Source organism: Salinisphaera shabanensis E1L3A (assembly GCF_000215955.2).
Lineage (GTDB): Bacteria > Pseudomonadota > Gammaproteobacteria > Nevskiales > Salinisphaeraceae > Salinisphaera > Salinisphaera shabanensis.
This window is the reverse complement of the sequence record NZ_AFNV02000015.1, coordinates 1-23,426: the sequence shown is the minus strand read 5'-3', so window position 1 is coordinate 23,426 and position 23,426 is coordinate 1. Positions and strand designations below refer to the sequence as shown.

The 23,426-nt window shown below is 61.5% G+C and carries 20 protein-coding genes; 17 read left to right on the top strand and 3 right to left on the bottom strand.

All coding sequences use genetic code 11. The features are described 5' to 3' along the window. The first annotated feature begins 11 nt into the window (after window positions 1-11). The 11 genes from SSPSH_RS10515 to glmS all read left to right on the top strand — a co-directional run bounded on the left by SSPSH_RS10515 (window position 12) and on the right by glmS (window position 14,384). A complete protein-coding gene (locus SSPSH_RS10515) occupies window positions 12-485 on the top strand; it encodes a F0F1 ATP synthase subunit B (protein WP_006914542.1) in 474 nt (157 codons plus the stop codon). A 2-nt stretch (window positions 486-487) separates the two neighbouring features. Next, the gene (locus SSPSH_RS10510; protein WP_006914543.1) at window positions 488-1,024 is read left to right on the top strand and encodes a F0F1 ATP synthase subunit delta; all 537 of its coding nucleotides are present in this window, start codon (window positions 488-490) and stop codon (window positions 1,022-1,024) included. 70 nt (window positions 1,025-1,094) lie between these two features. Further along, entirely contained in the window at window positions 1,095-2,636 is a 1,542-nt protein-coding gene (atpA, locus tag SSPSH_RS10505) for a F0F1 ATP synthase subunit alpha (protein ID WP_006914544.1), read from the top strand. Between the two features lie 37 nt (window positions 2,637-2,673). Next, window positions 2,674-3,534 (top strand): F0F1 ATP synthase subunit gamma, encoded by an 861-nt coding sequence (atpG, locus tag SSPSH_RS10500; protein ID WP_006914545.1) that lies wholly within the window; start codon window positions 2,674-2,676, stop codon window positions 3,532-3,534. Between the two features lie 66 nt (window positions 3,535-3,600). After that, on the top strand, window positions 3,601-5,001 hold the full coding sequence (gene atpD / locus SSPSH_RS10495) for a F0F1 ATP synthase subunit beta (protein WP_006914546.1): 1,401 nt from the start codon (window positions 3,601-3,603) through the stop codon (window positions 4,999-5,001). Between the two features lie 71 nt (window positions 5,002-5,072). After that, entirely contained in the window at window positions 5,073-5,486 is a 414-nt protein-coding gene (locus SSPSH_RS10490; RefSeq protein WP_006914547.1) for a F0F1 ATP synthase subunit epsilon, read from the top strand. A gap of 246 nt (window positions 5,487-5,732) precedes the next feature. Continuing rightward, entirely contained in the window at window positions 5,733-6,854 is a 1,122-nt protein-coding gene (locus SSPSH_RS10485) for a hypothetical protein (RefSeq protein ID WP_006914548.1), read from the top strand. 127 nt (window positions 6,855-6,981) lie between these two features. Further along, the gene (locus SSPSH_RS10480; protein ID WP_006914549.1) at window positions 6,982-8,589 is read left to right on the top strand and encodes an OpgD/OpgG family glucan biosynthesis protein; all 1,608 of its coding nucleotides are present in this window, start codon (window positions 6,982-6,984) and stop codon (window positions 8,587-8,589) included. After that, window positions 8,586-11,084: a glucans biosynthesis glucosyltransferase MdoH gene (gene mdoH / locus SSPSH_RS10475; RefSeq protein ID WP_006914550.1), complete on the top strand. Its 2,499-nt coding sequence runs from the start codon at window positions 8,586-8,588 to the stop codon at window positions 11,082-11,084. The genes SSPSH_RS10480 and mdoH overlap by 4 nt, the downstream gene beginning before the upstream one ends. 32 nt (window positions 11,085-11,116) lie before the next feature. Continuing rightward, window positions 11,117-12,493: a bifunctional UDP-N-acetylglucosamine diphosphorylase/glucosamine-1-phosphate N-acetyltransferase GlmU gene (gene glmU / locus SSPSH_RS10470; protein ID WP_006914551.1), complete on the top strand. Its 1,377-nt coding sequence runs from the start codon at window positions 11,117-11,119 to the stop codon at window positions 12,491-12,493. Window positions 12,494-12,551: 58 nt separating this feature from the next. Further along, a complete protein-coding gene (glmS, locus tag SSPSH_RS10465) occupies window positions 12,552-14,384 on the top strand; it encodes a glutamine--fructose-6-phosphate transaminase (isomerizing) (RefSeq protein WP_006914552.1) in 1,833 nt (610 codons plus the stop codon). 500 nt (window positions 14,385-14,884) lie between these two features. On the opposite strand, the gene SSPSH_RS17965 is transcribed toward glmS, so the two are convergent. Beyond that, window positions 14,885-15,772 (bottom strand): hypothetical protein, encoded by an 888-nt coding sequence (locus tag SSPSH_RS17965; RefSeq protein WP_152522793.1) that lies wholly within the window; start codon window positions 15,770-15,772, stop codon window positions 14,885-14,887. Window positions 15,773-15,892: 120 nt separating this feature from the next. Continuing rightward, window positions 15,893-16,294, bottom strand: a complete 402-nt coding sequence (locus SSPSH_RS10455; RefSeq protein ID WP_006914554.1) for a hypothetical protein — start codon at window positions 16,292-16,294, stop codon at window positions 15,893-15,895. 564 nt (window positions 16,295-16,858) lie between these two features. Between SSPSH_RS10455 and SSPSH_RS10450 the strand changes: the two genes are divergently transcribed. Both SSPSH_RS10450 and SSPSH_RS10445 read left to right on the top strand, forming a co-directional pair. After that, window positions 16,859-17,176, top strand: a complete 318-nt coding sequence (locus tag SSPSH_RS10450; protein WP_021031681.1) for a helix-turn-helix domain-containing protein — start codon at window positions 16,859-16,861, stop codon at window positions 17,174-17,176. Then, the gene (locus tag SSPSH_RS10445; protein WP_202962157.1) at window positions 17,118-18,443 is read left to right on the top strand and encodes a type II toxin-antitoxin system HipA family toxin; all 1,326 of its coding nucleotides are present in this window, start codon (window positions 17,118-17,120) and stop codon (window positions 18,441-18,443) included. The genes SSPSH_RS10450 and SSPSH_RS10445 overlap by 59 nt, the downstream gene beginning before the upstream one ends. 210 nt (window positions 18,444-18,653) lie before the next feature. Here the strand turns inward: SSPSH_RS10445 and SSPSH_RS10440 are convergent, their stop codons facing one another. Further along, on the bottom strand, window positions 18,654-19,556 hold the full coding sequence (locus SSPSH_RS10440) for a LysR family transcriptional regulator (protein ID WP_006914557.1): 903 nt from the start codon (window positions 19,554-19,556) through the stop codon (window positions 18,654-18,656). Window positions 19,557-19,612: 56 nt separating this feature from the next. On the opposite strand from SSPSH_RS10440, the gene SSPSH_RS10435 reads away from it, so the two are divergent. The 4 genes from SSPSH_RS10435 to SSPSH_RS10420 all read left to right on the top strand — a co-directional run bounded on the left by SSPSH_RS10435 (window position 19,613) and on the right by SSPSH_RS10420 (window position 23,425). After that, on the top strand, window positions 19,613-20,308 hold the full coding sequence (locus tag SSPSH_RS10435; RefSeq protein WP_275450711.1) for an NADPH-dependent F420 reductase: 696 nt from the start codon (window positions 19,613-19,615) through the stop codon (window positions 20,306-20,308). A 190-nt stretch (window positions 20,309-20,498) separates the two neighbouring features. After that, on the top strand, window positions 20,499-21,677 hold the full coding sequence (locus SSPSH_RS10430; RefSeq protein WP_006914559.1) for an amidohydrolase: 1,179 nt from the start codon (window positions 20,499-20,501) through the stop codon (window positions 21,675-21,677). 60 nt (window positions 21,678-21,737) lie between these two features. Further along, complete coding sequence (locus tag SSPSH_RS10425) at window positions 21,738-21,965, top strand: hypothetical protein (RefSeq protein ID WP_006914560.1); 228 nt, start codon at window positions 21,738-21,740, stop codon at window positions 21,963-21,965. Continuing rightward, on the top strand, window positions 21,962-23,425 hold the full coding sequence (locus tag SSPSH_RS10420) for a sodium:solute symporter family protein (RefSeq protein WP_006914561.1): 1,464 nt from the start codon (window positions 21,962-21,964) through the stop codon (window positions 23,423-23,425). Before SSPSH_RS10425 ends, SSPSH_RS10420 begins: the two co-directional genes overlap by 4 nt. Window position 23,426: the final 1 nt, after the last annotated feature.

Sequence of the window (23,426 nt, the reverse complement as noted above, 5' to 3'; positions counted from 1 at the left end):
AGGGATAACCCATGAGCATCAATGCCACACTGTTGGCCCAGATGATCGTCTTCGCGGTCTTCGTCTGGTTCACCATGAAATTCGTATGGCCGCCGATCATGCAGGCTATGCGTGATCGTCAGAAGCGGATCAGCGAAGGCTTGGCGGCCGCCGAACGCGGCGCCCGCGAGTTGAACGAAGCCACTGCCAAGGCCGAGGAAATGGTCGCTAAGGCACGCACGCAGGCTCAGGAAATCCTGACCAATGCGCAGCGTCAGGCCGACGATACCCTCGAACGGGCACGGGAAGACGCGCGCGCCGAAGGCGAGCGCATCGTCACCGCCGCGCGTGAAGAGATCGATCAAGCCGTGGCGTCTGCCAAGGAAGATCTGCGACGTGAGGTGGGCTCGCTGGCGGTTGTCGGTGCCGAGCGTATTCTCAAGCGTGAGATCGACGCCAAGGCACATAACGACATCATCGACGATCTCGTCGCGGAGATTCGTTAGCCATGGCCGAGACGCAGACGCTGGCACGGCCCTATGCCGAAGCCGTGTTCGAGCTTGCCGAGTCGCAGGGTCGGTTGGACGAATGGTCGCAAGCGCTCAACGCGCTATCGACCATCGTCTCTAACCCCGATGTGGCAATGCTTCTGAACAACCCGGAAGTTGCGGATAGTCGGTTGGCCGAGGTGGTCATCGAAATCGGCAGCGAAGATCTGGACGATTCCAGTGAAAACCTGGTGCGGCTGCTGGTGGCCAACGGGCGTCTGGGTCTAGCGCCCGCGATTGCCACGCTCTACGAGCAGCGTAAGGCGCAGGCCGAGCATCGTGTGGATGTCAGCGTGACGTCGGCGGTCGAGTTTTCTGAAGAGCAGCGCTCGGCTTTGGCCAAGTCGCTGGAGAAACGACTCGATCGCAGCGTTCGGCTGACGTTCGAACAGGATGAAGACGTGATCGGCGGGGCCGTGATTCGCGCCGGTGATCTGGTGATCGACGGTTCATTGCGCGCACAGCTCGAGCGCATGCGCCAGTCGCTCGCGCAATAGTCCGACCCATAGGCGATCATCCGCTGGCGGCAGCTCGCCGCAGCGACATGGATATAGAGGAATAAGGTCAATGCAACTCAATCCGTCGGAAATTTCAGACCTGATCAAGAAACGGATCGAAAACTTCGATTCCGTCACCGAGTCGCGCAATGTCGGCACGCTTGTGAGCCTCGCCGACGGGATTGCAAAAATCCACGGCCTGGCCGACGCGATGCAGGGCGAAATGCTCGAGTTCCCGGGCGGTACCTACGGTATCGCGCTCAACCTGGAGCGGGACTCGGTCGGTGCGGTGCTCATGGGTGAGTACACCCATATTTCGGAAGGCGCCGAGGTCAAGACGACCGGGCGTATTCTGGAAGTGCCGGTGGGCGACGAGCTGTTGGGTCGTGTGGTCGATCCGCTGGGTATTCCGATTGACGGCAAGGGTGAGCTGGGCGCGACCCAAACCTCGCCGATCGAGAAGGTTGCGCCGGGCGTGATCGAGCGTCAGTCGGTGGATGAGCCGGTGCAGACCGGTCTGAAGTCGATCGACGCGATGATTCCGATCGGCCGCGGCCAGCGTGAGCTGATCATTGGCGATCGCCAGATCGGCAAGACCGCGATCGCGATCGACGCCATCATCAACCAGAAGAACACGGGCATTAAGTGCATCTATGTGGCCATCGGGCAGAAGAACAGCTCGATCGCCAACGTTGTGCGCAAGCTCGAGCAGGAAGGCGCGATGGATCACACCATCGTCGTCGCGGCGGGTGCTGCGATCTCGCCTGCCCTGCAGTACATCGCGCCGTACGCCGGCTGCTCGATGGGCGAATTCTTCCGCGACAAGGGCGAAGACGCTCTGATCGTCTATGACGATCTGTCCAAGCAGGCTGTGGCCTATCGTCAGATTTCGCTGCTGCTGCGTCGCCCGCCGGGCCGCGAAGCCTATCCGGGTGACGTGTTCTATCTGCATTCACGGTTGTTGGAGCGCGCTTCGCGTATCAACGCGGACTACGTGGAAGAGCTCACCGGTGGCAAGGTCACCGGCAAGACCGGTTCGCTCACCGCGCTGCCGATCATCGAGACCCAGGCGGGTGACGTCTCGGCGTTCGTGCCTACCAACGTGATCTCGATCACCGACGGTCAGATCTATCTGGAAACGGATATGTTCAACGCCGGTACTCGGCCCGCCGTGAACGCCGGCCTGTCGGTGTCGCGTGTGGGTGGTTCGGCCCAGACCAAGATCATCAAGAAGCTCGGTGGCGGTATTCGTCTGGCCCTGGCCCAGTACCGTGAACTGGCGGCGTTCGCGCAGTTTGCTTCGGACCTTGATGACGCCACCCGCAAGCAGCTCGAGCACGGTGAGCGTGTTACCAAGCTGATGATTCAGAAGCAGTACAACCCGTTGTCGGTTGCCCTGACTGCCTCCTCACTGTTCGCAGCGGAAGAGGGCTACCTCGACGACGTCGATGCCGACAAGGTCACCGACTTCGAAGCGGCGCTGCATCAGTACATGGAAAGCGAGCAGAAAGAGCTGGTGGACAAGATCAACGACACCGGCGATTACGGCGACGAAATCAAGTCGTCGTTGCACGCGGCGATGAAGGAATTCAAGGAAACCCATACGTGGTAGCACCCCGCGTTCCTGAGTCCACCAACGGAGTCCACTGATGGCCGGCGGCAAGGAAGTCAAAACAAAGATCAAGAGCGTAGAAAATACGCAGAAGATCACCAAGGCCATGGAAATGGTCGCGGCGTCGAAGATGCGCAAGGCTCAGGAGCGCGTCGAGGCGGCGCGTCCGTACGCGCAGAAGATTCGGCGCACCATCGGCCACCTGGCTCAGGCGAATCCGGACTTCCAGCATCCGTTCATGGTCGAACGCGAGGTCAACCGTGTCGGGATGATCGTCATCTCGACCGATCGCGGCCTGTGTGGCGGCCTGAACATCAACCTGTTCCGCAAGGTGCTCGGTGAGCTGCGCGAGTGGGACAAGAAGAACGTGCCGGTCGATATCGTCGTCGTGGGTCGCAAGGCGGCGAGCTTTTTCCGTCGCATCAAGGACATCAAGGCCGAGGTCACCGATCTGGGCGATCAGCCGCATCTGGAAGACCTGATCGGCACCATTAAGGTCATGCTCGACGATTATCGCGAAGGCAGCATCGATCGGCTGTTCCTGATGGGTAACGAGTTCGTCAACACGATGACCCAGCGCCCCGACATCCAGCAGCTTTTGCCGGTGCCGGAGGACGAGGACGAAGAGCTGCCCGATCACTGGGACTACATTTACGAGCCGGAGCCCGCGGAGCTGCTCGAATCGATCCTGGTGCGTTATGTTGAAGCCCAGGTTTATCAGGGCGTGGTCGAGAACGTGGCCTGCGAGATGGCAGCGCGTATGGTCGCCATGAAATCGGCTTCCGACAACGCGGGCGACATCATCGACGACCTTCAGCTCGAGTACAACAAACAGCGTCAGGCAGCGATTACGCAAGAGCTGTCTGAAATCGTGGCCGGCGCGGCAGCCGTTTCGTAGCGGCCCGCAGGCAAGACACACCAGACACAGTTCGGCAGCCGACGCTGCCCAGGTGAGGAATCGGATATGAGTAGCGGTAAAGTCGTACAGATCATCGGTCCGGTCGTGGACGTGGAATTCGATCGCGAATCGTTGCCCCGGATTTTCGACGCACTGATTCTCAAGGTCGAGGGCGGTGAAGATCTCGTGCTCGAAGTCGAGCAGCAGATCGGCGACGGCGTGGTGCGTTGCATTGCCATGGGCGTGACCGAAGGTCTGTCCCGTGGTGCCGCGGTCGAGAATACCGGCAAGCCGATTTCGGTTCCGGTCGGCCAGAAGACCCTGGGCCGCATCATGAACGTGCTAGGCCATCCGATCGATAAGAATGGCGATATCGGCGCCGATGAAACGGCACCGATCCATCGCGCCCCACCGTCCTTCGAAGATCAGTCGGGCGGTCAGGAGCTGCTGGAAACGGGCATCAAGGTCATCGATCTGCTCTGCCCCTTCGCCAAGGGCGGTAAGGTCGGCCTGTTCGGCGGTGCCGGTGTGGGCAAGACCGTGAACATGATGGAGCTTATCCGCAACATCGCGGCCGAACACTCGGGCTACTCGGTGTTTGCCGGCGTCGGCGAGCGTACCCGTGAAGGCAACGACTTCTACTACGAAATGCAGGAGTCCAACGTTATCGACAAGGTGGCCCTGGTCTACGGCCAGATGAACGAGCCGCCGGGTAACCGTCTGCGTGTGGCGCTGACCGGCCTGACCATGGCCGAATTCTTCCGTGACGAAGGCCGTGACGTTCTGTTGTTCATCGACAACATCTACCGTTACACGCTCGCCGGCACCGAAGTCTCGGCGCTGCTGGGCCGTATGCCGTCCGCGGTGGGCTATCAGCCGACGCTGGCCGAGGAAATGGGTCTGCTCCAGGAACGTATTACCTCCACCAAGACGGGGTCGATTACCTCGGTGCAGGCCGTATACGTGCCCGCGGACGACTTGACCGACCCCTCGCCGGCCACCACCTTCGCGCATTTGGACGCCACCGTCGTGTTGGCGCGTGGTATCGCCGAACGTGGTATCTATCCGGCGGTGGATCCGCTCGACTCGACCTCGCGTCAGCTGGACCCGAACGTGGTCGGCAACGATCACTACCAGACCGCGCGCGACGTCCAGGAGACCCTGCAGCGGTATCGCGAGCTCAAGGACATCATCGCCATTCTCGGTATGGACGAGCTGTCGGAAGAAGACAAGCTGTCCGTATCGCGTGCCCGTAAGATCGAGCGCTTCCTGTCGCAGCCGTTCTTCGTGGCCGAAGTGTTCACCGGCTCGCCCGGCAAGTACGTATCGCTGTCGGAGACGATCCGCGGCTTCCGCGGCATCGTCGATGGCGACTACGATCATCTGCCCGAGCAGGCGTTCTACATGGTCGGCACGATCGACGAAGCCGTGAAGAAGGGCGAAGATATGGGCAAGAAGGCGGCCTGATAGCCGCCGGAATGCAACGACGGCCGATGCCGAAGTGCGGTATCGGCCTTCTCCTTTCCTAGAGCAGCGATATGAAACTACACGTTGACCTCGTCAGTGCCGAAGGCCAGATCTATTCCGGTTCGGCGACCATGGTGTTCGTCGCCGCCGAACTGGGCGAAGTCGGGATCGCGCCGCGCCACGCACCGCTGCTCACGCGCATGCGGCCCGGGCAGGTTCGTATCCAGCAGGAAGGCCAGGAAGAACAGCAGTTCTTTGTATCGGGCGGCGTGCTCGAGGTTCAGCCGCATCTGGTCACCGTTATGGCCGATACGGCCGAGCGCGCAGCGGATATCGATGAAGCCGCAGCCGAAAAGGCGAAGCAGCGTGCTGAAGAAAATCTGGCCAAGGCCGATGACAAGACGGATATCGCGCGTGCTCAGTCCGAGTTGGCCGAAGCAGCCGCGCGGTTGAGCATCGTCAAGAAGCTGCGTTCAAACCGGTAACAGTCGGGACAGGCGCCGCCGCGATCGCTTGCGTATCTTATAAACCGGTTCACATGTAACGGTTAACTTGTCGTACGCACAGCGATCGTCTAGGTTGTTGCATTGCGACATTCAACTATTACTTCGGTACCCGGCATGCCGCGTCAGGGTCTTGCAACTCGATCCGCTATCCGGCTCGTCGCGAGTCTGCTGCTCGTGTGCCCTGCGTTGGCGGTTGGCGGTCCCACCAAATCGATTTCTCCGTTCATGTCGTCGTCCTTTGAGCGCACGATTCATGGCGAAGAGCGCGAAGTGGATCTCTCGAAAGTGCGACAGGGTCTGGGACGCGCCGAGGCATTTTTCGGCGTGGACGCGCTCAGTACGCCCCAGCAACGTTATCTGACCAGCGGCTTACAATGGCAGGGGGGCGCCCCGACGGGGTCGACGCTGCGCGCGTCCGCGCTGCGTACCGAAGGTGACGGCGCTGCGCTCGGTGGCGGTCAGACCCTCATGCGTGCAGAAAATCGGCTGGATCTGGGCGGCCGTTGGTATATGCCGGATCTGGCCACGGAAGTGGCACAGGTCAGCAACACCGCGGATAACGGCGATGTGATCTCGGGCCGTGCTGCCAGCGTGGGACTTGCTCAGTCGCTGGGCGTCAACGAACTGACACTGAGCTATTTTCAGGCCGACGCGCAATTCAATGCCCTGGGCAGCTCGGTGGTGGCGGGTGACAGAGGCTTTGGCCTCCAAGCGAGCCGCCCGATGGGTTCCAGCTGGCAGCTCTCGCATGATCTGCGATTGCATGAGCCTTCACCCCTGCGCAGCGAAGCTGCGTTAGCACAGACGTTCCTGCTGTCGCGCAAGAGTAACGCCACCGATATCGGTCGACCGTGGCAGTTCCGCGCTGAACTGGGCGCGCCGGTCGACACGCGAGCCGGTGGCAATACACCGCTCGCATTGGAGCTTGCCGCGCGTACCGTGCAGTGGCGCGACTGGAGAATGAACAGCAGTCTGGGCTGGTACGACGCGAGCATGGACGCGCCGCTCGATCTGCCGGTCGACGGCAGCCTGTGGCGTTTGTCGGCCAGCCGCGGATTGCGTATCGCCGGCCTCGAGGCCGAAGTGTCGCCGACGTTTGCGCTCGGCGACAGCCGTTACCAGCCGGGCGGGCGTGCCGCGCGGGCTGGATTGAATCTGGGCCTGTCTCAGCTGAGTGACCGTATCGATTTAAGCGTCAATTATCTGTCAGCCGGCTGGGCGCCCACGCCGGATGTCGGCGACGACCTGCAGATGACGGTCAATTTCACCCAGAGCACCGGAGCAATCATGCCCGGTATTCGGACTATGGCCGAAACCCTGCGTCTACCCTGGCAGCGTCGCCGCTGAGTCGAGCCGGCGTAACTGGCATGTCTTTTGATGGGTTATTATTACGCATAGACGAGGGGGAACTCGCCAGCCGTACCCGAGGTCGGTAGCAGGGTGGCGGGATGGCCGGGCAACACTGGAGTGATACATGACAAGGCATTGGCCTGCCGGCATATTTGCCTGTTTCGTCGTGCTCGGCGCGGCTTTGGCGCTGCCCGCGACAGCACAGGATTCGTCCAACCCGGCGGGCAAGCCCGCTTCTGCGGCGCAGACGACCGATGGGAGCGGCGCTGAGAAAAAGCCCAACGCATTCGACTACAACAGCGTAGTCGCCAAGGCCGAGGCGCTGGCGGCGAAACCCTATACCCCACCGCCCCAGATTCCGCAGTTCCTGCAGGATTTCGATTTTTCAGCGCTTGAACAGATCAGCTACAAGGCCGACAGCGCGCTCTGGCACGATATGCAGCTGCCGTTCGAGGCCATGTTCTATCACCCGGGTTCGTATTACACGCACCCGGTGAAGATGCATCTGATCAACGATGGCGGCGTCGGCGAGTTCCGGTTCGACAAGAACCGTTTCCAGTATCCGAACGACGAACTGCGCGCCCGCATTCCCGACGATCTCGGCTATGCCGGGCTGAGGTTCATGCATGAACTCGATACCCCCGGAAAGCTCGACGAGATCGCGTCGTTCCTCGGCGCGTCGTATTTTCGTGCGCTCGGCGGCGGTCAGCACTATGGGTTGTCTGCACGCGGTCTGGCGATCGATACAGGCAGCGACAAGGGCGAAGAATTTCCCGCATTCGTGAGCTTCTGGTTGGTGCGGCCAAAACCGCAGGACAAGACGGTCACAGCCTATGCGCTGCTCGACTCGCCCAGTGCCGCTGGTGCCTATCGCTTCGATATAACGCCGGGCGATTCCACCAAAACGCGCGTTGACGCGACGCTGTTCACGCGCAAGGCGATCGGCAAACTCGGGGTCGCACCGCTCACCAGCATGTTCATGTGGGGCGAAAACAGCCTGGCGCGCCTCGACGACTATCGCCCCGAAGTCCACGATTCCGACGGGTTGCTTATTTCTGCGACCAACGGCGAATGGCTGTGGCGCCCGTTACGCAACCCGCAACGGCTGTCGATGAACCAGCTCTCCGCCGACAACGTGCGCGGCTTCGGTCTGCTCCAGCGTGATCGCGAGTTCGATCACTACCAGGATCTGGAGTACGAATACGAAAAACGGCCCGGCGCATGGATTACGCCAGAAGGCGACTGGGGCCGGGGACATCTGGAACTCGTTCAAATTCCGTCCGACAGCGAAGTGAACGACAACATTGCGCTGTACTGGGTGCCCAACGATCCGGTCACCGCGGGCGCGCGTCTGCACTACGCGTATACCGTTAAATGGGGCATGGAGCTCGCCAGCCCGGCGTCGCTTGCTCATACCGCGGCGTCGCGTATCGGCCGTGCGGCGGTGACCCCTGGTCAGCCACGCAACACCATTCGTGTGGCGATCGACTTCGTCGGCGGCGAACTGGGCAAGCTCAGCGATCCGGCGAACGTACAGCCGCGGGTCAACGCCATGCGCGATGCCACTATCAATAACATCGAAGCCGTGCGTAATCCGCATACCGGTGGTTGGAGACTCACCTTCCTCGTGCCGACCGATTCGCTCAAGACACCGTTGGAGCTGCGTGCGTACCTCGCAGGCGCCGATGGTGGCGCGCTCACCGAGACCTGGAGTTACGCCTTATCACCGTGAGCGATTCCAACACCGTGGTCGAGATCATCGACGCCATCGATGCCTATCTGTCGCATCTGGGTCTGGCTGACGACAAGCGCCGACGTTTGCGTGCTCGCGTACTCGACGCCGAGCCGGCCGATCGGCGTGCCGCGCTCGACTTGTTGCACAACGAACTCGAAAGCGCGCACGTAGAACCAGAACTCGAGGCAGACGATCGCAAACTGATGGGGCGGCTGCACGACAGCTACCCGAAGCTGCGTCACGAGCGCGAGACACGGCCGCCCACCGCCGGTGCCTTGCGCAGCGCCGCGATGCCACCGCTCAATCGGTGGCCGATGTCGCCCGCTGATATCGACCGTCGGCCGTGGCGGCTCCTGCCGTGGATGGGGCGTAGCAATCACGGTCTGTCCAAGTCGGTGCCGAGCCGGCTCAAGAGCGTGGTGCGCTGGCGCCAGACCCTGCTGGCATTGATGGTGGCATTTCCGGCGGCCGGCGCTGCGGCGTACATGGCGACCGTGTTGCCGCATCGCGGTGCCACCGTGCTCGAGACCTTCATTCTGGCGGCCGCATTCATGCTGTTTGCCTGGATTCTGGTGGGTTTCTGGACGGCGCTCTCCGGGTTTTTCGTGCTCTGGCGCGGCGATCGTTATCTCGTGTGCAGCGATCCGCCAAGCGGCCCACCGCCGCGCAAGCCGCCGGTCGACGGCGATGCACGCACCGCGATCGTCATGCCGATCTACGAAGAAGACGTGACTCGTACGTTCGCGGGGCTGCGTGCGATTTACGAATCGGTACAGGCCACGGGCCGACTCGAGGAGTTCGATTTCTTCGTACTCAGCGATTCGGTCAAGCCCGATACCGTAATCGCGGAGGAAAACGCCTGGGCCGAAAGCTGTCGCACGCTGGACGCGTTCGGTCGCCTGTTCTATCGGCGCCGTCGTGCCCGGGTCAAACGCAAAAGCGGCAATCTGGCCGATTTCTGTCGCCGTTGGGGTGGGCACTATCGGTACATGATCGTGCTCGATGCCGACAGCATCATGGCCGGTAATACGCTCACCGCACTCGTCGATCGGATGCAGGCCAATCCGGGGGCGGGGCTGATCCAGACGCCGCCCACCGCGGTCAATCGCGACAGCGTGCTGGCCCGGGTGCAGCAGTTCGCCACCCGTGTGTACGGACGTATGTTCGCTGCCGGGCTGCATTTCTGGCATCTGGACAACGCCCACTACTGGGGCCACAACGCGATCATTCGTATCGAGCCGTTCATGGCCCACTGTGCGTTGCCGCGCCTACCGGGCAGCGGGGCCTTGTCGGGCGATATTCTCAGCCATGATTTCGTCGAGGCCGCGCTCATGCGTCGGGCCGGCTGGGGCGTGTTTATCGCCTACGATCTACCTGGCAGCTACGAAGAGGTGCCGCCCACACTGCTCGATGAGCTCGGACGCGATCGGCGCTGGTGCCAAGGTAATATTCAACACATCAGGCTGCTGTTTTCGGACAATCTCGCCCCGGCGCATCGCGCGCTGTTCGCCAACGGCGTGATGGCCTATACGTCGGCTGCGATCTGGTTCGTCTTTCTGCTGCTTTCGAGTATCGAAGCGGTCATGGAAGCATTGCGTACACCGGATTATTTCCCGGTGGCGGGCGCGCTGTTTCCAGCCTGGCCGGTATGGCAACCGATCTGGGCGCTGAGCCTGTTCGTGGCCACGCTCGTTGTGCTGTTTCTGCCCAAGATTCTTGGCGTGGTGATGATTATCGCCAAGGGCAAGCAGCGTGAGTTCGGCGGCGTGGGCAACCTGGTGGCATCGACGCTCATCGAAATCGTGCTCACGTCGCTGCTCGCGCCCATACGAATGCTCGCGCACACGCGTTTCGTATTCACCACGCTCAGCGGCAAGCAGGTGAAATGGAATTCGCAGCAGCGTGCTGATGCGCAGGTGCCGTGGTCGCGGGCGCTACGCTTTCATATCTGGGGGATGTTGCTGGCGCTCGGCTGGGGCGCGGTATTGCTGTGGTATACCCCGGGTTTCGCGCCGTGGCTGGCGCCGATTCTGGTGCCGCTGATCATCGCCCCGGCGATTACGGTGCTGACATCGCGTGCTGATTTGGGTATCTGGCTGCGCCGTCACGATCTGCAACTCATTCCCGAAGAGCGGCATGCGCCGGCCGAGCTCGCCCGGGTGGTCGAACTCGAGGCCGGAGCGCCGGCAGAAGCCGGCTTCGCAGAAGCGGTGGTCGATCCGGTGATCAACGCCTTGCATATCGGCATGCAGGGCCACGATCGGTCGCTCACGGCGGCCATCACCGAATATCGTCAACTGCTGTCCGAACGTGCGCTCGACAACGGGCCGGACGCGCTGGACGCCGACGAACAACGCCGGTTGCTCGCCGATCCGCAGCGCATGCGCTGGCTGCATACCGAAGTCTGGGCACAGGCGCCGTCGGCATGGCGGGCCTGGTTGGCCGAACGTCCCGCTGCGGCATCTACGCAGGACTCGCCGCGGGCTGTATAGTCCCACGTCAAACCGTCGAATCGTCTTTAGTTATGGGTTTGCATATCGTCGTCCTGGCCGCTGGGAAAGGTAAACGCATGCGTTCGGCGCTGCCGAAGGTGCTACAACCGCTCGGCGACCGGCCGTTGCTCAAGCACGTGGTCGAAGCCGCACAAACGCTCGACCCGGAGCAGATTCATGTCGTCTACGGGCATGGAGCCGAGCAGGTGCAGTCGGCGTTAGGTTATCTCGAGGTCAACTGGGTCTACCAGCATCAGCAGCTGGGTACCGGCCACGCCGTGAGTCAGGCGATCGACGATGTGCCTAACGATGCCAGCGTGCTGGTGCTTTACGGCGATGTGCCGCTGGTGCGTGCGGCAACGCTTTCCCATCTGGTAGACGCGGCGGCAACCGACGCGCTCGCCCTGCTGACCGTCGTGCTCGACGACCCGGCCGGTTATGGTCGTATTCGTCGCGACGATGAAAATCGCGTGGTCGGCATTGTCGAAGACAAGGACGCCAGCGGCGACGAGCGCTATATTCGGGAAGTGAATACAGGCCTGATCTGTGCCCAGGCCCGGCATTTGCGGGATTGGCTGTCACGGCTGACCAACGAAAACACGCAAGGCGAGTACTATCTGACCGATTGCATCGCCATGGCCGCCGGCGACGGCGTTCAGATCGTGGCCGGGCAGGCCGGCAGTGTCGAGGAGACCCAGGGCATTAACGACAAGCGCGATCTGGCCACGGCGGAACGCCTGCTCCAGAGGCGCCAGGCCGAGGCGCTGATGGATCAGGGGCTCACACTGCGCGACCCCGAGCGCTTCGACCTGCGCGGTTCGCTACGCGTGGGCCGCGATTGTCTGGTTGACGTGAACGCGGTCATCGAAGGGGAAGTGGTGCTGGGCGAGGGCGTGCATATCGGCCCGCACTGCGTACTGCGCAACTGCACGATCGGCGATCATACCCAGGTGCTCTCGCATACCGTCATCGAGCACGCGGGCGTCGGTGCACGTTGCCAGATTGGGCCGTTCGCACGTCTGCGGCCCGATACCGAGCTCGCCGACCGGGCCAAGATCGGCAACTTCGTGGAAACCAAGAAGCTCAAGCTCGGCGCGGGCAGCAAGATCAATCACCTGAGCTATGTCGGCGATGCCGTGGTGGGTGCGAACGTCAACATCGGCGCGGGCGTGATCACCTGCAACTACGATGGCGCTAACAAGCACGTCACCACAATCGGCGACGATGCGTTCATCGGCTCGGATTGCCAGCTGGTGGCGCCGGTGACCGTCGAGCGCGGTGCCACCATCGGTGCCGGCACGACGCTCACCAAGACTGCGCCGCCGGATACGCTCACGCTGTCGCGTTCGAAGCAGTTCAGCATTGACGGCTGGAAACGGCCGCGCAAGAACAATCCCGGCCACTCTTAACGACCACTCGTGAGGCCGTGTCGAATCCCGCACGGCCAATCAACAAGGAATCAGCGCCATGTGCGGAATTGTCGGCGCCAGTGCGCAGCGCAATGTCGAACCCATCCTGCTGGAAGGCCTGCGACGCCTCGAGTATCGCGGCTATGACTCGGCCGGCATGGCGCTGGTCAACGACGGCGCGCTGGATCGCACCCGCGCGGTGGGCAAGGTCCAGGCGCTGGCCGACAAGCTTGCCGAAGCCCCGCGTCCCGGCGTACTCGGGATTGCCCATACCCGCTGGGCCACCCACGGCGGCGTATCCGAAACCAATGCCCATCCGCACGTATCGTCGAGTCGCATCGCTGTCGTGCACAACGGCATCATCGAGAATTTCGAGCCGCTGCGCGAGCGCCTGCGCGAGGCGGGCTATGAATTCACCTCGCAGACCGATACCGAGGTCGTGGCACATCTCATTGATAGCCACCTCGGCGACAGCGGCGATCTCGCCACCGCCGTGCGCACGACCGTAGACGAGCTGGACGGCGCCTATGCGCTGGCTGTGGTCTGTCGCGACGATCCGCATACGCTGGTGGCCACGCGCAGCGGCTCGCCGCTCGTGCTCGGTGTGGGTATCGGCGAGCATTTCGTGGCCTCTGACGTGGCTGCACTATTGCCGGTCACGCGTGACTTCATCTATCTCGAAGAAGGCGATCTGGTCGTACTCACACACGAGCGCTACACCATCATCGACGGCAGCGGCGCAGAGGTCGATCGGCCGGTGAAGGAATCCGGGCTATCGCTTTCGGCGACCGAGAAGGGCAGCTACCGCCACTTCATGCTCAAGGAAATCTACGAGCAGCCCCGCGCGCTCGCCGAAACCTGGCAGGGGCGTGTGTCCGCCGACGACATCTTTGCGTCCAGCATCAGCGCCGAAGCGCGTGAGCTTCTGGACGGTGTCGAGTACATCCATATCGTTGCCTGTGGCACCAGCCACCATGCCGGCCTGGTTGCGCGCTACTGGCTCGAAGCCATGGCGCGCATACCCTGCAACGTCGAACTGGCCAGCGAATATCGTTATCGCGACCCGGTGGTACCGAAGAACTGTCTGTTCGTCACGCTATCCCAGTCCGGCGAAACCGCGGATACGCTGGCCGCGCTGCGCTACGCGAAATCGCTGGGCACCGGCGATGGCGGCTACCTGGCGACGCTGGCCATCTGTAACAAGCCGGAAAGCTCGCTCACCCGTGAGTCGGATCTGGTGCTCATGACCCATGCCGGCCCCGAGATCGGTGTGGCCTCCACCAAGGCGTTCACTACCCAGCTGCTGTGTCTGCTGCTGCTCACCGGCATGCTCGAACGCAGCGCCGACGATCGGCGCGCGCTGGCCGAGGAAATTCATCAACTGGCCACCTCGGTCGAACGTGTGCTCGAACTCGACAATGCGATTCGCCATCTGGCCGAAGAGTTCGTCGACAAGGATCACGCCCTGTTCCTCGGCCGCGGGCCGATGTATCCCATCGCCATGGAAGGTGCGCTCAAGCTCAAGGAGATTTCCTATCTCCACGCCGAAGCCTATGCCGCCGGCGAACTCAAGCACGGCCCGCTCGCCCTGGTCGACGAAAAGATGCCCGTCATCGCCATCGCGCCCAAGAACGACTGGCTGGAAAAGGTGAAATCCAACCTGCAGGAAGTACGCGCCCGCGGCGGCAAGCTCTACGTATTCGCCGACGCCGCCTCCGGCCTGGATACCGGCCCCGGCATCACCGTGCTCGACATGCCCCACGTCGACGAAACGCTGGCTCCCATCGCCTATACCGTCCCGCTACAACTGCTCGCCTACCATGTCGCGGTTGCCAAAGGCACCGACGTTGACCAGCCGCGGAATCTGGCCAAGAGTGTGACCGTGGAGTAACGGCTGTAAAAGCCGGTAACCACGCGTCCATGTGACTTTTACTGGCAAGCGGCCGCTGAAATATCTGTCGCGATAGCTGGCGGGTAAGAGATGGCGGCTATCCTCAGCCACCAAGCCGAGTTAGTTGTACCGCGATCATAGAGTCGACGAGGGTCAGAGGCTTACGAGCCCAGATGCAGCAGCAGTGATCTAAGCGGTTCTCGAGGCGTGCAGCGGGGCGAGGGGTAAGCCCGAGATAAATACACCGTCACCTGAACCCCAGAACGGCCGTGTTGCGACTGGAACCTGAATCCACCGCGCGATGTGGTCTGTAAGTGGGCTGACGAGCCGGTGACGCTGCCCGAAGCGCAATGGATTGAAGAGCTTGGCAAGGAGAGCCGACGCTGCGCAATATCAAGTTCGGGAACCCCGCAGCGGGGACGCTCGGCGCATGTGCTGTGCTGGATGATTTTCTGGACGAGGCGGGCCGTGTTCTACGCGACGTTTTTCTAAATAGGGGCTTAATCTGAATCGGCAGGGATAACGATTCCACGTATATTATTGAATTTCATCAAGTCTTCGAGGAAAGAGGTGGGAGCGTTAGTCGCAAAAAAAACTTCGCCACGAGGCCTGAGACTTATAGAGACATGGAAGCCATTGGATTCAAGAATATTTTGTATCTTGTCGATCTCCGATTCGTGCGATGCTGCAATATGTAGTTTGTTTATTTGGGAATTAAGTGTTTGACCTGATTTTAAGATGTTGTTCCGAGCTTTGATGCTTTGGCGCGGTAGGCGCGTAGCCACCGAGCGAACTAATCTTTCAAGGTCGTCTAACCGTTGGTAGATATATGAATCAGTGTCACCTGGCGGAGTCACTTCGCGCATGATCATGTGCTCGGCGGCACGATAGATTGGGTTGTCGTGTTCGGCCTCGCCAAGTGCTCTGTCGATCATGCGGCTAAGCGCGCTAATCAGAATGCTAGTGCCTGCGATATCGTTCGTATAGAAAAGGGTGCGCTCTTGGGCGAGATCGAACGGTAAGACTGTTTCGTCCTCGGCCAAGCAGATGACAGGCTTACGTTTCGCGTGCCTGACTGCCAGTTCGTACATCACATTTGGGTTTAAACCGGTAAGATTTGCGATCACAAGCTCGTCTTCCAAGACGTGTTCGATAACCTGGGTCGTAATCGATCCTTGGTCATCAATCTGGTGCGCGGCGACCACAGTCAGGCCTTTCGCTCCACAAACGGGCTCGATAACTGAGGTGATTAAACCATCAGCCGCGCGCCGGATAGCCGATCCGTCCGGCCCGATTGGAGTGATCACAAAGCAGCGCCGATGTTCGTGCGTTTCGGCTTTGTCCGCGGGTTTGTTGGTCGCTTCGGCCGCTTTCTTCTTCTCGCTCATTGCATCCCCGAGGCTTGGTTTTAGCAGCATCTTTGCGCCGTTGACGGTAGAGTAAACAGGATGAGAATAAGGCGCAAAGCAGATTAATGAGGCGGTTTCTGTGCGGGAGATCGGGTGGGCTTAAACGTCGACCGCGCCGCTATAGAGAACAGCGAAAAGTAACGCGACGTATCCCACGAGAACCGCCCCGACTTTCACGATTAGACAGGCGACTGCAGGCCAGTTTATGAAGGCTGGCGCTTTGATATCTTCGTCCAGTGCAAAGTTTTTTCGCTCTCGCGAACGATGAAGCGTGCCATAGATGATCGTTGAAACGACATACTGCAGCAGATCGAAGAGCAAGCCGGTTACGAATGCCCCTAGCGGGACCAGCATAGTATTCGGTAATCGGTATGACCCAGACTCATTCGACACTGCAAATATCCAGACCACCGCGATCCCGGCGAAACAAAGCTGACGGTTGATGTCGCTGAGCTTGCCGCTGAGATTTTTGTAGGCGTCCTGTGCAGTTTGAAGTTCCATCAGTCGTTCTTGCGAGGCCCGGTACTATCCGTGGTTCGGCGATCTTCTTTTGATTGATCGCCGTATGGCCTCGGCTTATGCCGCGAGTGATCCTTAGTTGGGACCGGCCCTTTCTTTTGCGGTTTGTCTTTATCACCGCCGCCTTTATTTCCGCCACCACCCATCGGTTTCTCCCTTTCTGCGCCCGAAAACGCGAACTGTTGCCGCTCGAAACGGTATGGTAGGCACACTAATGAGCTTGTCGCAAAGCCGCCCACCGAGGCGGTTTTTTTAATCCGCGTCGTTCCTGAATCTCCTAAGGCTCGGGAAACAGGGGGTCGGGGGACGGGTGGATTTGGGCGCCGTAGCGCGATCCGCACTCTGCGCACTGGCCTTTTACCGTGCTGCCCGCTGCCCGCTGCCCGCTGCCCGCTGCCCGCGGCGAGCAGGCGGAGCGCGTTAGCTAGCCAGATACGAGCTCGACGATCGCGCCGGTCGCCGAGCATTTATAATGGTCATAATCGTGAACATTAAGCTGCTTTAAGCATATAATTGTAGGCCTAAGCGGTAGCAGCGGAGTGTGTAGTGGCCCGAACACAGATTCCTGTCCAGCGCGGATTGCGAGAGTTGGGTCGCAATCTCAACAAAGCGCGCCGGCGCCGGCGGATCACGGTGGCTCTGATGGCGGAGCGTGCACAGATGAGCCGTACGACGCTGAGCAAGATCGAGGCGGGCGAACCCGGTGTGTCGATGGCGCACTACGCCAGCGTGATGTACGTCCTGGGTTTCATCGACGAGCTGGCGGCCATCGGCTCCGCAGAACGTGACCCGACGGGCATGACGCTTGAAACCGAGCATCTGCCCGAACGCGTTCGCGCGGCCGGGCAAGGTCAAAAAGCGTAACGAGATGGAGCGCGAACTGGTGGTGCATGTCGATGTGGCCGGGCAGTCTGTGCCGGTGGGGCGGCTGTTCGCGCGTGCGCGCGGCCAAACAGAAACCGCGAGCTTCGCCTATCACGATAGCTGGCTGGAACGTCGCGATGCTTTCGCCATCGACCCCTACCTTCCGCTACATGGGCCTCGGGTGCATCACACGCTGGCCCATCAACGCATTTTCGGTGCGTTCAGCGACTCGGCGCCGGACCGGTGGGGGCGCAACCTGATGCGCCGTGCTGAACGGCGTGAAGCCCGGGCGAATGACCGCCCCCCGCAAACGCTGATGGAGATCGATTTTCTGATGCGAGTGAACGACGAGGCGCGACAGGGCGCGCTTCGTTTCATCGCGCCCGCGCAGCCCCAGGTGTTTCTTGCACCGCCGGAGGTTGCGCCCATCCCGCCGCTCGTCGATCTGCCGAGGCTGCTCACGGCTGCCCAGCACGTTCAGGCTAACGAAGAGCTTGACGACGATCTGCGTGTACTGGTCGCGCCAGGCTCGTCGCTCGGCGGTGCGCGGCCAAAAGCCTCTGTTCGCTTACCGGATGGCAAACTCGGGATCGCGAAGTTTCCGGATAACAGCGACGACTACAACATAGTCCGCTGGGAGTCTGTCGCACTGGAACTCGCCAAGCGCGCTGGCATCGCGGTACCAGCGCACCGAATCGAGCGCATCGGCAAGAGCGATGTGCTGATCATGGAACGTTTTGATCGAAACGAGCAGGGAAGGCGCATCCCGTACTTATCCGCCATGAGCATGGTAGGTGCCGCCGACAACGAAGAACACAGCTACCTCGAAATCGTCGACAAGATCGGTATGCATGGTGCCCAGCCCGATGCGGACTGCGCCAACCTGTGGCGTCGTGTCGTGTTCAACGTACTCATCAACAACGTCGACGACCACCTGCGAAACCACGGCTTTTTACACACGCCGAGCGGCTGGGCGTTATCGCCGGCGTTCGATCTGAACCCGGTACCGGTCGATATCAAGCCACGCGTGCTCAGTACCGCGATCGGGATCGAAGACGACACCGCCTCACTCGATCTGGCCCTACAGGAAGCGGACTACTTCCGGCTTGATCGCGATAAGGCTGCGATGATTGCCGCCGAAGTCGGTGCGGCCGTGGCCCAGTGGCGCGCGGTCGCCGAGGCAGGGCACATTCCCGCCGCGGAGATTCGCCGCATGGAATCGGCTTTCGAGCATGCCGACCTGGAACATGCCAAAGGCTTGCGATAAAGCGGCGCACAGCGCTAGACGTATGGATATGCGTGTCACGCCAAGCGACGGCGCGATGGAAGACACTATGGCGGGGTAGGCGGCCGGAGAGCATTCGCTCAGCGCGAAGTCGCCGTGGTGTTTGACTCGACAATCGATTGCGAGCGTGCCGGTACGTGCGCCAGTAAAAGCACGGTCGAGGCGTGCCCATGATATCGAGTTGTCGTCCCGTCATTCAGGCTTTGACGCCCCGAGGAGATTAACCACCCAGTCGATAAACACCCGTTCGCGGGGCGCTACGGCGCGGCGCCGGTGAAACAGCACATTGAGCGGACGCGAAACACTGGTGTAGTCGGGGAACAGGCGGAGTAATGTGCCGGCGGCGACGTGGTCGGCCACGTTCATTTCGCCAGTCATCACCACCCCCGCGTCGCGCAGGGCAAGCTCGATGAGCGACGTGGCGTCGTTGATGGCGATTGCCTGGCGGGGACTGATTTTGATTTGCTCCTCGCCTTGCTTGAAAACCCAGAGATCGGGTGCCGGATAGCTGTCGAACACATAGTTCAGGCAGCGGTGCTGTTCGAGTTCGCTGGGATGGTTCGGCAGGCCGTGCTGTTGTACGTAGCCGGGTGATGCGAATGCGGCGATACGAAAAGGGGCCAGCCCGCGTACCGCGAGTTCGGAGTCACGCAGGTCGCCGACGCGTAGGGCGATATCGAACCCTTCACCGGTGAGATCGACCACGCGGTCGGCGAGGGTGAGTTCGAGCGTGATATCCGGATAGGCGGCTTCGAAGGTCGGCAGGTTGGGCACGATACGACACCGCCCCAGACTCGCCGGTGCTGTGACCCGCAGGCGGCCGTGCGGCAGGTCCGTGAGGTTTTCGACCGAGGCGTCCATGGCGTTGACGGCATCCAGCGTGCGTCTGGCCCCTTCGGCACAGATACGCCCGGCCTCGGTAAGGCTCAACCGTCGAGTCGAGCGGTGCAGTAGCGCGGTGCCGAAGCCTGCCTCGAGTGCATCCACATGCTTGCCGGCCATCTGGGGCGACATGCCGAGGTCGCGGGCCGCTGCCGAAAACGAGCCCAGATCGATGGTGCGAAGAAACACCCTGAGACTGGTCAATCGATCCATTCGAAACGCTCGCTTTCAAGTGTTCATAGCGATTGCGCTATTCTGATCCCATCAGTGTGCAATTACGATCATCTCGTCATTCCTCAACAAGCGTGATCGAGATGAAAATCGGAATTATCGGGGCCGGCAATATCGGCGGAAATCTGGCCCGGCTGTTTCGCGAGGCCGGGCACGAGGTGGCGGTGAGTGCGCGCCGGCCCGACCGTATCGACATCGATGGTGCACGGATTGCGACCCCCGAGCAGGCCGCGCTATTCGGTGAGGTCGTGATCGTGGCGGTGCCATTGATCGCGGCAGGCGATCTGCCGGTGGCCGCGCTACGCGACAAGATCGTCGTGGATACGATGAACTATTACCCGGCGCGTGACGGGCGTATTGCAGCACTGGATGCGTTCGAGACGACCACCAGCGAATGGGCAGCGCGTCATGTGCCGGGGGCGATCTGGGTCAAGGCGTTCAATGCGATCCTGGCTATTGATCTGCCTGGCGAGCAGCGACCGGCGGTCGAGGGCATGCGAGCATTACCGATAGCCGGCGACGATGCCCGCGCCAAGACGCGCGTGGCCGAACTACATGCCGATATCGGTTTCGAGGCGGTCGACGCAGGGCTGCTGCATGAGAGCTGGCGCTTCGAGCGTGCCATGCCCGCCTACTGTATTCCGCTCAATCAGGCCGAACTGGTGGCCAAACTCGCCCAGGCCGAGCGTGGCCAGGAGTTGCCGCACAATAGCTGGTATCGAAACAACGCCTGATCTATTCATTCACGGTCGCGCCGGCGTACGGCGTGCCAGGATGGCGGTAACACCGGTTGCCGGATCTGGAGTGCTATAGGTTCGCGGCTGCGATAACCGTTGCGACAGCAGCGACTTACCGAAAGCTGCATGCTGAAATAGTCGTCGGCGTTTGCTATTTTGCGGGTCTATCCAGCTAAAGAGCGAGCGTATGCCCATGTTCGACGACGCGCCAACGCATTTGGTGGCCCTGCGTCATGCCCTGCACGAAAACCCGGAGCTGGGCTTCGAGGAACGGGCGACTTCGGATCGGGTATGTGCCCATCTGGACGAGCTGGGCGTGGAATACGAACGCGGCATCGGCGTGACCGGGATCGTGGCCTGGGTGCAGGGCGACCAGCCGGGCGGCTCGGTGCGGGTCGGCCTGCGGGCCGATATGGATGCGTTGCCCATTCACGAAACCAGCGGTGTGGCCCATGCTTCCAAAGTGGACGGGCGCATGCATGCCTGTGGCCACGACGGACACACGACGATGCTGCTGGGGGCGGTGGAGCATTTCGCGGCCCATCGGGATTTCGCGGGCACGGTCTATTTCATCTTTCAGCCGGCTGAAGAAGGCGTGGGCGGGGCAAGCGCGATGATCGCCGACGGGCTGTTCGAGCGCTATCCGATGGATACGGTGTACGCCCTGCACAACTGGCCGGCCTTGCCCATCGGCCAGTTCGGGCTCATCGAAGGCCCGATCATGGCGGGTGGTGATCGGGTGGATATCGCCATCCACGGTCGTGGTGGCCACGGCGGGCTCAACCCGCATGGCTGTATCGACCCGGTGCGTATCGCGGGTGAATTGATCACCCGGGCGCATTCGATCGTCGGCCGGGATATCGATCCGTTGGCGCCGGCCGTGGTCAGCCTGTGTTCGATTCAGGCCGGCGACCTGGCTGGTTTTGCGGTGATCCCGGATACCGCGCGGCTTTCCGGCACGCTGCGTGCGCTGGATAACGACACGCGCGAAAAATTGCGCGAGCGGCTGCGTGCGATATGCGCGGGCCTGGAAGCCACATACGGGGCGACGATCGAGCTATCCATAGAGGACAAGTTCAGCGTGACTTACAACCATCCGGCGCCGACTGCGACGGCGCGGGCCGCGATTGCGTCAACGTTCGGAGAAACGGCGCTGACACCGAACTACCCGCCGTGCATGGGCGGCGAAGACTTCTCCTACATGCTGGACGTCTGTCCGGGCGCCTATATTCATGTCGGTTCGGGCGATGCCGAGCATACGCACGGGCTGCATCACCCGGCCTACGATTTCAACGACCGCATCATGGCGCCGGGCATTGCCCTGTTCGTGCAGCTGGCACAGGACACTTTGGCGCAGGCGGCGTAATCAAGCGCGGCTGGGTCGCTTTAAACGCGACCCATAGAGCCCGGTAAACGAGGGAGCATCATGGAAGACACCCCGAAGCGACGCCGTGCGACCGGCGCCTATATCCTGTTTTTAATCGCGGCGTTTACGCTGATGACCGTGCCGGTCTTCACCTTTGCGGATCGCGTCGAGCCGCTGGTGTTCGGCCTGCCGTTCAATCTGTTCTGGATTGTTTTAGTTGAGCTCGCGGCGTTCGTGGCCATCCTTTGTTTCTATTTCTATGAGCACGGTCGCGGGGGTTCGGCATGAGCAACTGGATGTTCGCGCTGGGCTCGATGCTGGTTTATCTGGTCATCGCATTCGCACTAGGGCTGCTGGCCGGGCGCAAGCGCTCGTTCTGGTCGGTGTCCGAATATGCGGTCGCCGATCGCGGCCTCGGCTTCATCGTGGTCTGGTTCATGATGGGCGGCACGGTATTCAGTGCCTTTGCCTTTCTGGGCGGGCCGGGAATGGCCTTCTCGCAGGGCGCGGCTGCGTATTTCGTGCCGGCCTATCTGGCGCTGGGCATTCTGCCCTGGTACGTGCTCGGGCCGAAGGTGGGGCGGATCGGCGCGCGCAAGAATTTCGTCACCCTGGGCGAGTTCGTGGGCGATCGCTATCGCTCGCGTGCGCTCACGGTATTGATCGGTGTGATTTCGGTGCTGGCCTTCATCCAGTACCTCACCCTGCAGATCAAGGGCATGGCCTTCATCTTCAGCATTCTCACCGAGGGCGCGATTCCGTACTGGTTCGGCGCGCTGCTGGCCTACGGCATCGTGGTCATCTATGTAGCCAGTTCCGGTGTGCGCGGCGCGGCCTGGAGCGATGTGCTGCAGGGCGCGCTCATGCTTCTCGTGGCTTGGGCGGTGGGCTTTTATCTGGTGAATACGCTGCACGACGGGCCGACGGATATGTTCTCGGCCATCAATGCCAGCCAGCCGGATTTTCTGACCATCGGTCGTGACGGCTCGCCCATGTCGGCGATGGCGTTTTTCTCCGTGATTCTGGTGTCGGCACTGGGTTTTCTGATGTGGCCGCATCTGTTCACCAAGTCGTACACGACCACGGAAAAACGCATCAAGCTCACCACGCTGGCCTTCCCGCTGTTCGGTATTTTCCTGGTGCCGGTGCTGTTCGTGGGCTATGCGGGTATCGGTGTGGTGGCACCGGATGCGCTGGGTAGTGCCGACGAACTGCTGCCGTATCTCATCACCAACGAGCTCGGCGCCAGCGGTTGGCTGTATGGCCTGATCGGCGCCGGTTCGCTGGCTGCGGCCATGTCGTCGTCGGATGCGATCACCCACGGCGGTTCGGTGTCCTTCGGGCGCGATATCTGTCGGGCGTTGAAGCCGGATCTGTCTGAACGGTCCCAGATCTGGATTATGCGGCTGGCGGTGGTCGGCATCGGCGCGGCGGCCTACTGGCTGTCGATCTTCGGTGCGGCCGGCATCATCGCGCTGTTGGTGGGTGCCTATGGGTCGATCGCCCAGTTCGTACCCGCCGTCTACGGAGCGCTGATCTGGAAACGCGGCACCGCCGCGGGTGCGATCAGCGGCATGGTGGTGGGCATCGGCGTCAACTACTACTACCAAATCGTGGCCGACACGACGCTCTGGGACATGAATGCCGGCCTGCTTGGCCTGCTGTGCAATATCGTCGTATTCGTTGCTGTGAGTTTGCTGACCAAACCGGTCGACGAGGCCTCGGCTGCCGAATATCGCAACGCCTAGC